Raw genomic sequence first — 12,794 nt, forward strand, 5'->3', positions numbered from 1 at the left:
AAAAATAGTCAACTGGATTAAATCCTCCGCGAACTGTGAGCAAACGGCTTGAGCTGACGCCGCATTTGTTGCATTCTGTGCGTCCTGTTAGCTTGGGAGTAAATCTCAATCTAGCAATCCGTTCGGATGAAGGTAGCAGGAGAGTGGGGAATTGACCCCACACCGACGAGGCAACTTTGGTTTTACAGAAGCGAGTCTTCTTATAAAAACAAAGCACTCTTTCAGGTGCCGATAGGCGTGGACTGTTACTGGACGAGCCTCTGGAGAGACTACCAGTTGCACTCATTGTGCAATCAGGTGGCGCCGAAGGCGAAAGTGTCGTGGTGTTATTGTATAACCTGTGACGCGAAACGCTCAGGCAAAAGGACAGAGGAGAGGATGACTGCACAGTCCCTGTCGTTTGTCGTCGTGGGCTATTTTTACTCTTTTGCTTGAGATGGAGCACTTTTGCTCTTATTGAAAGCACTCGTGTAGAGCTCTCGCTTGCTACGCTTTTAGCGTTCAGCTTAGGCGATTCTCGGCCGAGATTAGGTCAAAATAGTTCGCTATAGCGTCCGACTGCGGCGCGTCACAGCCATTTCTTTTCCTCCTCCGTTTATTAATTTTGTTGTTTAATATTCGAGGAATATCATGAGTTTTCAAGCTTTACTTGCCAGTATTAATGGCATCGTCTGGGGCCCAATTACCCTTTGTTTGCTGGTGGGTACAGGGGTTTACCTCACTGTGCGTCTCAAGCTTATCCAAGTATTTCGTCTGCCGATGGCGATGGGATTGTTGTTTAAACCCGCCAAAGGTCATGGGGATTTATCTTCCTTTGCCGCGCTTTGTACGGCGCTGTCCGCCACTATCGGTACCGGTAATATTGTTGGCGTGGCGACGGCGATAAAAATGGGCGGGCCAGGGGCGTTATTTTGGATGTGGCTGGCGGCATTTTTCGGCATGGCGACTAAATATGCTGAATGTATGTTGGCGGTAAAGTACCGTACCACCGATGCTCGTGGGCAGATTGCGGGTGGCCCTATGTATTATATCGAGCGCGGCCTTGGTCTGCCTTGGATGGCGAAATTGTTCGCTCTTTTTGGGGTTGGTGTGGCCTTTTTCGGTATCGGTACTTTTGCACAGGTTAACGCCATCAGCGATGCACTGACGATTGCCTTTGAAGTGCCGACTTGGTTGACCGCGACCGTGTTGACTGTGTTAGTTGCCGCAGTCACTTTGGGTGGCGTAAAGCGCATTTCAAATGTGGCGCAAAAACTTGTGCCTGCGATGTCGATTGGTTATGTGCTGGCCTGCGTGTGGATCTTAGTCGGTTTTTCCGAGCAGATCTTACCCGCCTTAGCTTTAGTGATTGAATCTGCCTTTACGCCACTCTCAGCTGCGGGGGGCTTTTTAGGGGCGACAGTCGCGCAGGCGATTCAAATCGGTATTGCCCGCGGTGTGTTCTCGAACGAATCTGGATTAGGTAGTGCACCCATTGCCGCCGCTGCCGCTAAGACCAATGAACCCGTTGAGCAAGGTTTGGTCAGCATGACGGGCACCTTCTTCGATACCATCATTATTTGTACTATGACGGGCTTAGTGCTGATCATCACAGGAGTATGGAGTGGTGAAACTGCGGGTGCTGCGATGACGAGTGCTGCTTTTGCTCTGGGAGGCTCAGCGCTTGTGGGTCAGTATTTGGTGACGATTGCGCTAGTGTGTTTTGCGTTTACAACGATTTTGGGCTGGCATTATTATGGTGAACGCTGTTGGTATTACTTAGTCGGTGAGCGCGGATTACGCATGTATCAAGTGGTGTTTTTGGTACTGATTGCGGGTGGTGCTTTTATCAAACTGGATGTGATTTGGTTGTTGGCCGATACGGTTAATGGTTTGATGGCTATCCCTAACTTGATCGCCATTGTGGGCTTGAGGCATATCATTATCGCCGAAACCCAAAGCTATTTTGCTCGTATCTTACCTAATCAAACCTTAGAGACGGCTTATTAGTGTTTTTAAAACAATAAATTACTTCACATTATTTTAACTTTGACATTGTCGCCACTAAATTCTTCGTTTACTTTATAAGTGCTATTTTTAAATGCAGTGCTTATAAAATCGAGGGCTTTAGGGCGACACCATGGAAAAAAGTAAACTTCGTACTTTTCGCAGTAGAATTTTATCCCACATAGCCTTGCCTCTCATTTTAATTATGGCGAGTGTCTATGGTGTAAACGCTTGGTTTAGTTATATCTCCACAGAGAATCGGCTTTACCATAGCCTGACACAAGAGGCGAGTCATTCAGCTTCTCGTCTGCAGTTTCTGCTCGAGCATGCGCAGGCCAACACCCAAGGTCTTGCTGATTTTATTGGTTTTTTGTCAAGTAAAGAAGACATGAATGACACTGAGAGTGTTAAAAGTGTCTTGATGAATCGAGTCAAACGTAACCCTGATTTTTTTGGCTCCGCAGTCGCGTTTAAACCTAATACCTTCCCCAATCGAAAGCTCTTTTCCCCCTATGTTTACCGCGACACCAGTGGCAGCGACGATCTCCATTATCTCGATATTGGCGCTGAAGGCTACGACTATACCGATGGTACTTGGGATTGGTGGAGCAAGGCTATCAATCAAGCGAACGGTTATTGGTCAAAGGCATATTTTGATGAGGGGGCTGGGAATATTCTGATGTTGACCTATTCGGCTCCTTTTGGTGCGGTAGGTAATTATTTTGGGGTTGCGACGGTTGATTTAGCCTTAGATGGATTGCCAAAACAATTGGGGATTGCACCAAATCGTCTGGTGGTTTTAGACGACCAAGGGCGGCTTATTTATCATATAGATAAAGAAAAAGTGCTGGCAACGACTTCAGCCCAGTGGCTCGATAAGAATAAAAATGCCGATTTTTGGACGCTACAGGATAAAAGGCTTGATGGTCAAACAAGGTTTGTTGATAACCAAGATGTTGTTTATCTTGCGAGTATTGCGACTGTACCGCAATTAAAGTGGCGTGTGATTGTATTAGCGCCAGAACAAGATTTATTCAACTCCCTGCTTGATGATCTAGCATCCATCATCCTCAATTTAAGTTTATTAACCCTCTTATTATTGCTGACCTGTTATCTCGCGGCGAAACGGTTAACTCGGCCGCTAGAGCTACTCGAGTCGGGTATCTTGTCCTTTGGACAGGGTAAAGCTCAGCAGCTCATTGTACCTAAAGGTGCCGTGAGTGAAATTGTGACGCTGAGTACTACCTTCAATCAAATGGCGGAATTACTCGCAGAACGTGAACAAGCCATTCTTGATTCCCGCGGTAATCGCTTTGCGCGCCTAATTGATGGCATGAGTGAAAAGTCTTTCTACTGTTCCCTCGAACCCAATGGTCAACTCGCCCAGGTTAGTGAGGGGGTAACTAAGGTGTTGGGGATTACCCCTGATTTGCTCAAGCGCAAATATCAAAGGCTCTTCTCGGCTAATCCCCTCAATGAGAAGAACTGGGAATATACCGATTTGGCCTTAAAGGGCCAAAATGTGCCTTCGCACCAAGTGGAAATGCTGGATGAAAAAGGGCATTTAAGAAGGCTCGATGTGTTTATGCAGCCGTTATTATCAGATACGGGTGAGTTAATGTCGGTGGAGATGTTATTTACCGATGTTACTGAGCAGTTTTCAGCGGCAGTTTGGTCAAATGCCGTACTAGAAGCCGCTCCCGAGGCCATGCTCATTGTCGACGAACTTGGGAAAATCGTCTTTACTAACAGTCGCTGTCAGCAGCTCTTTGGATACGAAACGGGCGCTATGCTGGGTTTGCAGGTTGAGGCGTTATTGCCGCAAGAGTTAGGAAACGGGCATGTACTTGAGCGGCAAACATTCCTGCGCGAAGGCCGCGATAGAGGCATGGCAAATGCCCGTCATGTACGGGCGTTAAAAGCCGATGGTAATGAATTTATTGCGGAAATAGCGCTGAGTATTCTTCCCCCTGCCTTTGATGGACAAAGGCAAGTGGCGGCTTCAATACGCGATATGACACAAAAACTGGCCGTTGAGCAGAAGATCCGTGATAGCGAACAGCGTTTTCGTGGCTTAGTGACTAATATTCCCGGCGCCGTTTATCGGACTCGTATCGCTGATGTATGGTTCATGGAATATATCAGTGACAATATTGCTGAGATTACGGGTTATGCAGCGAGTCAGTTTATTGAAAATCGCCAACGTACTTTTGCTTCGCTGATTTTAGAAGAGGATCGGCCTACATGTCATTTGCATATTGATAGGGCACTCGCGCAGCAAGAAACCTTTGAAGTGGAATATCGTATTCGCCACCGCGATGGCAGTATTCGCTGGGTACATGAGAAAGGTAAGGCAAGTTATACCGAAGAGGGCGTTCCACTTTGGTTCGATGGCAGTATTGATGACATCACAGAGAGTAAGCTTGCTATAAGGCAGTTGGAGGCTTCGCGCCTGCAATTGACCAATATTACAGAGTCTATTCCTTGTACCGTGTACCAATTGTTGTGGCACTCGCCTACTGATCGCAGATTTACCTTTCTCTCTGGTGCGGCAATGAAAATGCTGGGGCTACATCGTGATGATCTTATTAGTAATTTTGACATCATCGCTGAGCGGATTTTTGATGACGAAAGGCCGGACGTCGTGCGGGCACTTTCAGGTAAGAGTGAAGATAGGTTTCAATGGATCCGCGAGTTTCGTTATCGCCATCCCAATGGCGGCATACGTTGGATGGAAGCGGGTGCGAGCGGCCATATAGAGGAGGATGGCGCTATTACTTGGAATGGGTATGTAATGGACATTACCCAACGCAAGAGCATAGAACAAGAGTTAGCCCTCAGTGAAGCGCACTTTAAGGCTCTGTTCGATGGTGCGACCATTGGTATCGTCAATGTGGATGTTAAAGGCGTTATCTTAGATTGTAATGACCAATTCTGTGCCGATATGGCGCGGTCACGGGAGAGTTTACGCAATACCGCAATTTTTGAGGTCCTTAGCGCGCAAGATAAGCATATCGCCAAGGCGCAATTTAAGGAATTGGTCGGTGGCAAAATTGACCATTATCGTGGCGAGAGAAGCTTTATTCGTCCTTCCGGTGCGCCTTTATGGATGACGGTCAATGTGTCGGCATTGTTAGATGCCCAAGGACAATTTGAATCTGCTGTGATCAGCATGGTCGATATGACAGAGCTTAAATTGCTCTCCGATGAACTGTTACTTGCCAAAGAGCAAGCCGATGCTGCCAGTAAAGCCAAGGGTGACTTCTTGGCGAATATGTCCCACGAAATACGCACCCCAATGAATGCCATTATCGGCATGTCCCAGCTGTGCTTACAGACCGAATTAGATAAAAAACAGAAAAACTATGTGGAGAAGATTGAGCGGGCATCGCAGTCTTTACTGTCTATTATCAATGACATTCTGGATTTCTCTAAGATCGAAGCGGGTAAGCTCGACATAGATTCAGTGCCATTTCAGCTCGATACTATGCTAGAAGATCTCAGCGATATGTTCTCTGAGAAAGCCGCCCACAAGCAGATTGAATTGTTATTTGCAGTCGCCCCTAACGTGCCGCGTTATTTATATGGTGATTCGCTACGCTTAGGTCAAGTGTTGATTAACTTGATGAATAACGCCATTAAATTCACCGAGCGGGGTGAAGTATTACTGTCGTTAAATCTTGTTGAACAGCAAGATGATGATGTCGTGCTGCGTTTTAGTGTGCGTGATAGCGGCATAGGCTTAACTGAGCAGCAGCAAGCAAAATTATTTAAATCCTTTACCCAAGCGGATACTTCAACCACCCGTAAATACGGTGGTACAGGCTTAGGCTTGGCTATTTGCAAGCAACTCGTTGAACTCATGGGGGGCAATATTGGTGTCGAAAGTCAATTTGGTCATGGCAGCACCTTCTATTTCACTGTGAAGTTACAAATTTCCGAGGGCCAAAAATTAGTGCTTGAGCAAGAGCTTGAGGGCATGTCTGTGCTGGTGGTAGATGATAACGCGACCGCTAGGGACATAATGCGTACAACGCTCGAAAGTATGGGCTTTAGAGTCGATACGGTTCGTTCAGGTGAAGAAGCAATAAGCCGCTGTTTACTGCAGACCTATGAAGTGGCATTAATCGATTGGAAAATGCCCAGTATGGACGGGTTAGAAACCGCCCGTCAGATCCAACTACAGGCTAAGTCTCAGCCTAAGATCTTGATGGTATCCGCTCATGCTAATCATGAATTTATCACTCAAATTGAGCAATTAGCACTGGCGGGGTACATAAGTAAACCCATCAGCGCCTCACGCATGCTCGATGGCATAATGAATGCGATTGGCCGTGAAGGCATATTACCAGTGAGACGCCGCACTGAAGAGCTGGCGCCGCAGTTATTATTACCACTTCAAGGGAAGCGTATCTTATTAGTGGAAGATAACGAGATGAACCTTGAAGTCGCCAGCGAGTTTTTAGAGCAAGTGGGGATTATTTTATCCATAGCGACCAATGGCCAAATCGCCTTAGATAAGCTATCCCAACAGCATTTCGATCTAGTGTTAATGGACTGCCAAATGCCGGTGATGGATGGTTATCAAGCCACTAAAGCGATAAGGAAAAGGCCTGAGTTGGCAAATTTACCTGTCGTCGCTATGACTGCGAATGCGATGGCTGGTGATAGAGATATGTGTCTTCGGGCTGGGATGAATGACCATATTGCCAAGCCCATAGAAGTGAATGTGCTCTATCAAACCCTATTGAAATACCTCGGATCTTCTGGAATTTCTGCTGCGATAAGGGCGGAAGCCTCAACTCAGTTAACTTCGTCCAGCGCACAGGGTGAAGTCAGCAATGGCGCTGATCAAACGGTATTGCTCAAGTGGCCAGAACACCCTGAGCTGGATATCGATAGAGGTTTGCAACTGGTGCAGCATTCGACGCGTCTTTATCAACGAATCTTTGATCGTTTCGTGAGCAGTCAACGTAATGTCGTGGAGCAGGTTCGCAAAGCCATCGCGGCGAATCAAGTCGAAGATGCCGTGCGTATCGCCCACACTCTTAAAGGCTTAGCGGGCAATTTAAGTTCGGCAAAATTGGTGGAATTAGCGCGTTTGCTTGAGTTGCATTTAACAGAGAAAGCGCCCTATGAAGATGAGTTAGTTCAAATTCAACCGCTAGTGGCCTCTATCTGCGATGCGATTGAACAGGCTAAGCCTGTGATAGTGAATCAAGCCGAGCCTCAAGCGGTGGACTTGCTATCAGATGAGGACTTGAGAGCCGCATTACGGGTCTTACGTCAGAATCTAGATGAAGCCGATGCCAGTGCTGTGGCAAAAATTGATGCGTTAAAGCCGAAGGTGAGTAGTGCAATGTGGCAAACATTAAGCCCCGCTTTATCTATGATTAACCAGTATCAGTTTGATGAGGCAATCGACTTAATTGACGATGTGATTACACAGTTAGGATAGAAAGCGGTAGCGCGAATTTATAATGCGTGACATTGAGTGGAGTTGTTAATGGAAAAAGCAACAATATTAGTCGTCGATGACACACCTGAGAATATCGATATTTTGATCGGTATTCTAGGTGATGATTACAAAGTCAAAGTGGCGATCGATGGGCCAAGGGCATTAGCGTTAGTGACAAAGTCGCGGCCTGACTTGATTCTTCTCGATGTCATGATGCCTGGTATGAATGGCTATGAAGTCTGCAAGCTGCTAAAGCAAGAGCCGCTGACCAGCCATATTCCGGTGATCTTCGTGACCGCCTTATCTGAAATTGCTGATGAAGCCCAAGGTTTTGCATTGGGCGCGGTGGATTACATTACTAAGCCTGTCAGTGCGCCTGTCGTTAAAGCGCGGGTTAAAACGCATCTTGCGCTCTATGATCAAAAACGTCTACTCGAACAACAAGTTAAAGTTCGTACCCACGAATTAGAAGAAACCCGTTTCGAGATTATCCGTCGTCTTGGCCGTGCTGCTGAATACAAGGACAACGAGACGGGTCTACATGTTGTGCGCATGAGCCATTACGCCCGCATATTAGCGATAAAGCTCGGCTTACCGACAACCTTTTGTGACTTGATTTTTAATGCGGCGCCTATGCACGATATTGGTAAAATCGGTACGCCCGATGCTGTGCTGAAAAAGCCAGGGAAACTTGATGCGCAGGAATGGGAAATTATGCAGCAGCACGCCGCCATAGGTGCAGAAATTATTGGTGAACATAGCGATCCGTTATTGCAAATGGCCCGTCGTATCGCCTTAACTCACCATGAGAAGTGGGATGGTTCAGGTTACCCCAATGGCTTGGTAGGCGAAGAAATTCCCCTTGAAGGGCGTATCACCGCGATTGCGGATGTGTTCGATGCGCTGACTTCGCAACGGCCTTACAAGCAGGCTTGGACGATTGAAGCAACTATGGAGTTATTTGAAAATCAAGCGGGAAAACATTTCGATCCTAAGCTGGTGGAGGAGTTCAAGCAAATCCTGCCAGAAGCAATTGCCATTCGAGATACTTATTTAGAAAATTGATGCTCGAAGTGCATTGACTAAGATAAAGGCGCCATTGGCGCCTTTATTCTGCTTCAATATTTTATACTAATCATATTAAATCAAAGTATTACGCTTCATCTAATGAGTAGGGCAGGGCTTGGATCGTTAAATGTGATTGTTCATCGTCGGCAAAACGCAGCTGAGTATCATTAGGCGTGTCATTAGGAAGTACGGCGGTTAACAAGACTTGATTGCCACGCTGTACAAACTCAATGATTTGACCGCCACGGCGAAAACTGTCTTCCATCGCGATTTCGAGGCCTGATGCTAGGGTGATTTGAAGACTAGTGTGACCGCGCAAAATATACAGGGCGCGTTTATTACCACCGCGATATTTCATGCGCGCTATGGTTTCTTGTCCCATGTAACAGCCCTTATTGAAGCTGATACCGTTAACCGCTTGTAGATTACACATCTGCGGTACGTACTGACTGGCATGGCTGGCGGCAAGGTTGGGGTAACCTGCTGCAATCTCTAACGCTTGCCATGCACTGGCGTCAAATACACTCAGTTCCGATTGCGCAACTAAAGCTGCTGCGGCATCTGGTGTTAATACTAAAATAAAACGTTCAGCGTCTTTTAAAATCGCACCATTTTCAATGAGTGTGAGCTCTTGCTGAATGTCACCAAAATGTTTGTTCACGAATTGGCTTGCCTGTTCACCGGCAACCCCGAGCAGAGTCCACTCAGCGGATGCATTGCTTAAGGTGGCTTTACTAAACACGGCATATTTTTGTAACTGGGGTAAATCGACTTCGATGGCATCCTTTGGCATCAACATAAAGAGTGCATCTTGAATGGCAAAGGTTCTGAAACTGGCCAGCATTTTACCTTTAGGATCGCAATGGGCGCCCCAGCGCCATTGATCCGTGGCCAATGAGCTGATGTCTGTGGTCACTTGGCCATGGATAAAACTGCGGCCTTGTTCTCCAACGACTTTGATGAGGCCCAAATGAGATAAGTTGGCAAGCATAAGTGGAGGCAAGGTAGCGTCCAGATCCCAATGGGGCGTAGAAACTGAAATAGTCATAGCGAGATCCTGAAAATGAAGACGATGTGAGAGGCTAGATTGTAACGGAATTCCAGTTGGCTCAAAAGCATAAGGCGCACATATCTGTGAATGATCTGTGCGCCTTATTATGTGTGCTTTAGTCGATAGGCTTAAAGCGAGTGGAGTTTAAAGTTTAAAACAGCACGCGGGTACGCAATGTACCTTCAATGGCTTTGAGTTCAACTAAGGCTTCTTCCGCTTGAGTTGTGTCGACTTCCATCACGACATAACCAATTTCTGCGGTGGTCTGCAAATATTGGGCGGCGATGTTGATGCCTTTTTCCGAGAAGGCTTGGTTGATCTTGATCAACACGCCCGGACGGTTTTGGTGAATATGCAGCAAGCGCGAGGTGCCTTTATGCGTTGGTAATGACACTTCAGGGAAGTTAACCGCAGAAACGGTTGAGCCGTTGTCTGAGTATTTAGCGAGCTTACCCGCGACTTCGATACCAATGTTTTCTTGGGCTTCGGCCGTGCTACCGCCGACATGCGGCGTGAGTAGAACATTGTCTAAACCGCGTAGAGGGCTGATAAATTCATCGTCATTCGATTGTGGTTCAACGGGGAACACATCGATTGCGGCACCTGCGAGGTGACGTTCTTTTAACGCAACGGTTAAAGCTTCAATATCGACTACAGTACCGCGTGATGCGTTGATAAAGATGCTGCCCTTTTTCATCGCCGCAAACTCGGCAGCGCCTATCATGTCTTTTGTTTGTGGAGTTTCAGGGACATGTAAGCTAACTACATCAGCTTGTGCTAATAGGAGTTCTAACGAATGGACTTGTTGTGCGTTACCTAGTGGCAGTTTGTCTTCGATATCGAAGAACACGACACGCATACCTAAGGTTTCCGCCAGAATGCCAAGTTGAGTACCAATATGGCCGTAACCAATCACACCTAAGGTTTTACCACGCACTTCATAGCTGCCCGCTGCGGTTTTCATCCAGCCGCCACGGTGAGCTATAGCGTTGCGCTCAGGGATACCCCGCATCAACATAATGATTTCGCCAATTACGAGTTCTGCAACACTGCGAGTGTTTGAGAAGGGAGCGTTAAATACTGGGATACCAAGGGATTCGGCGGTGGCAAGGTCAACTTGGTTGGTTCCAATACAGAAACATCCTATCGCGATTAACTTCTCGGCACGTTTCAGCACCTCTGCAGTTAATTGGGTACGCGAACGAAGTCCCACAAAATGCGCATCTTTAATGGACTCAAGTAAGGCTTCATCGCTTAAGGAAGCTTTGTGGTATTCGATATTGGTGTATCCCGCACGTTCAAATACATCGACCGCAGATTGGTGGACGCCTTCCAACAGCAGGATCTTGATCTTATCCTTGTCCAGCGAATGTTTCGCCATGATATGGGTACCCTCTAATTAATAGAAATGTTTCTTATGATATGCTCACAACCTTCACCCACCAAAGTAGCACTTTTTTTACTCAGTGTGGAGGGCTAGATGGCTAAAGTTAATATTCTAAATTTAGAACAATATCGCATAAGAGGAAGAAACATTGAATAACAAAATAGCATGGTGCGGTATTTACCTCTCAGTTTTGGTGTGGTCGGCGATAAAACCCGCAGATCCTTTTACATGGTGGCTCGAAGCCTTACCTGCATTGATTGCTGTACCGATTTTATTCTTTACTCGTAAACGTTTTCCACTGACACCTTTAGTATATTTTCTCGTCTTAATACACTGCTGTGTGTTGTTTGTAGGTGCTCATTATACTTACGCTGAAGTGCCGTTATTCGACACGATTGCCGATTGGATGGGTTCAGAACGTAATAATTACGATAAAGTGGGTCATTTTGCGCAAGGTTTTATCCCAGCCATGCTCGCCCGTGAAATTATGTTGCGTAATCAAGCTGTCAAACCTGGGGCTTGGTGCGCGTTTCTTGCCACTTGTTTTGTGCTCGCTTTTTCGGCGTTTTATGAACTGATCGAATGGTGGGTTGCCGTGGCAACTGGCGAAGGGGCTGAAGCCTTTTTAGGTACTCAAGGCTATGTATGGGATACCCAATCTGACATGTTTCTTGCCCTCATTGGTGCAATTGTCGCGTTAGCTTTACTGTCTCGTTTTCAAGATAAACAAATCGCGAGACTCAAGCAGAGGATTTAGCGGCTAAAAGTGGGTGATGCTCCCTGGTCGAGTTGTAAGACTTTCTTCCCTGAAATATATGGTGTGAGTGTGATGACATTGAGTTGTCATACTTTAGTGTTGTTATTGTGTTTTCTTTGTGTTGCAACTTTGGATTGATAACGTCATAGTTGGAAAGTATTAGGTGCTGGGCGTTGGCCAAGTAAAACGGTATTTTTGACTGTTATTCCATTTTATTGTGGTGAGTTAGTCGAACCTACTAGCATTAAACAGGGAATAGTACATTTGGGTGATGTTTTTCAATCGTTAACTAGTCAGAATTAACTAGGTTAATGGAATGTTGAAAAATCTAACTAAAAAGACGAGTCAAACATACCATTTTGCAATAGAGAATACTTTTCAGGGAGGAGAGTCATTGAGCACAATTAATGAATTGGTTTTTTTACACCAAATGGCCGCGCCATGTCATTTAGCGTTACTCGCTGAATCCATAGGTTTGAAAACGCGTATAGTAAAGCATGCGGCTGAACTGGATTTAGACAAGAGTCGCCGTAGTTTTTATCTGATCACCCAAAAAGGTTCAGCATTAGATAACAAAGGGATACCTCTGTTAGCTTCGCGATTAGTGTCACATTTTCCTGTGGCGCTGTATCAAGTTGAGCGTGACTCCTTAGACCAAGAATCTGCAATGTTACTCGGCATTCGAGGCATTTTATTTGCCGATCAACGTATGGATCTGATGTTAACGGGTTTACGTAAAATGGTGGCAGAGGAACTTTGGTACGATAGAACTTTGCTAAGCAAAATGTTCCGCCGTGTCGTACAAAAGTTAGAAGGTAATAATGAGATGCCCTCTGATACTGTGGCTATGCTGCAGATGCTGACATCCCGTGAACGCACTATCATTCAATTCGTATCGAGTGGTGCGAGAAATAAAGAAATCGCTCATAGGTTATGTATCAGCGAACATACAGTGAAGGCGCATATTTCTTCTATTTTCCGCAAGACACAGTCTCGTAATCGGGTTGAGCTTTTACGTTGGGCGCAAACCTATCAAACTCACTTTGAGCTGTGCAGTTAGTCAGTTAAAGATATTGGTCGTTAGCTT

The 12,794-nt window shown here is 46.1% G+C and carries 7 protein-coding genes and 1 riboswitch; of the genes, 5 read left to right on the top strand and 2 right to left on the bottom strand.

The genetic code is table 11. From position 1 onward, the window contains the following. The first annotated feature begins 250 nt into the window (after positions 1-250). Positions 251-380: riboswitch (glycine riboswitch) on the top strand. A 250-nt stretch (positions 381-630) separates the two neighbouring features. From CKQ84_RS12330 to CKQ84_RS12340, 3 genes are all read left to right on the top strand, one after another. Beyond that, positions 631-1,989, top strand: a complete 1,359-nt coding sequence (locus CKQ84_RS12330; RefSeq protein ID WP_105251512.1) for a sodium:alanine symporter family protein — start codon at positions 631-633, stop codon at positions 1,987-1,989. Between the two features lie 130 nt (positions 1,990-2,119). Then, on the top strand, positions 2,120-7,444 hold the full coding sequence (locus CKQ84_RS12335) for a PAS domain S-box protein (RefSeq protein WP_105251513.1): 5,325 nt from the start codon (positions 2,120-2,122) through the stop codon (positions 7,442-7,444). Positions 7,445-7,492: 48 nt separating this feature from the next. Then, positions 7,493-8,509, top strand: coding sequence for a two-component system response regulator (locus CKQ84_RS12340; protein WP_028759378.1), 1,017 nt, complete (start codon positions 7,493-7,495; stop codon positions 8,507-8,509). An 88-nt stretch (positions 8,510-8,597) separates the two neighbouring features. Here the strand turns inward: CKQ84_RS12340 and ygfZ are convergent, their stop codons facing one another. Both ygfZ and serA read right to left on the bottom strand, forming a co-directional pair. Continuing rightward, positions 8,598-9,560, bottom strand: a complete 963-nt coding sequence (gene ygfZ / locus CKQ84_RS12345; RefSeq protein ID WP_105251514.1) for a tRNA-modifying protein YgfZ — start codon at positions 9,558-9,560, stop codon at positions 8,598-8,600. 154 nt (positions 9,561-9,714) lie between these two features. Beyond that, positions 9,715-10,944 (bottom strand): phosphoglycerate dehydrogenase, encoded by a 1,230-nt coding sequence (serA, locus tag CKQ84_RS12350; RefSeq protein ID WP_105251515.1) that lies wholly within the window; start codon positions 10,942-10,944, stop codon positions 9,715-9,717. 154 nt (positions 10,945-11,098) lie between these two features. On the opposite strand from serA, the gene CKQ84_RS12355 reads away from it, so the two are divergent. Beyond that, a complete protein-coding gene (locus CKQ84_RS12355; protein WP_105251516.1) occupies positions 11,099-11,707 on the top strand; it encodes a DUF2238 domain-containing protein in 609 nt (202 codons plus the stop codon). A 394-nt stretch (positions 11,708-12,101) separates the two neighbouring features. Next, a complete protein-coding gene (locus CKQ84_RS12360; protein ID WP_014611267.1) occupies positions 12,102-12,767 on the top strand; it encodes a LuxR C-terminal-related transcriptional regulator in 666 nt (221 codons plus the stop codon). Positions 12,768-12,794: the final 27 nt, after the last annotated feature.

Origin of the sequence: Shewanella sp. WE21 (genome assembly GCF_002966515.1) — a bacterium.
Classification (GTDB): Bacteria; Pseudomonadota; Gammaproteobacteria; order Enterobacterales; family Shewanellaceae; genus Shewanella; species Shewanella oncorhynchi.

Coding starts and splice junctions, on each gene's coding strand:
- CKQ84_RS12340 (WP_028759378.1), top strand. CDS start 7,493: ATGGAAAAAGCAACAATATTAGTCGTCGATGACACACCTGAGAATATC.
- ygfZ (WP_105251514.1), bottom strand. CDS start 9,560: ATGACTATTTCAGTTTCTACGCCCCATTGGGATCTGGACGCTACCTTG.
- serA (WP_105251515.1), bottom strand. CDS start 10,944: ATGGCGAAACATTCGCTGGACAAGGATAAGATCAAGATCCTGCTGTTG.
- CKQ84_RS12335 (WP_105251513.1), top strand. CDS start 2,120: ATGGAAAAAAGTAAACTTCGTACTTTTCGCAGTAGAATTTTATCCCAC.
- CKQ84_RS12330 (WP_105251512.1), top strand. CDS start 631: ATGAGTTTTCAAGCTTTACTTGCCAGTATTAATGGCATCGTCTGGGGC.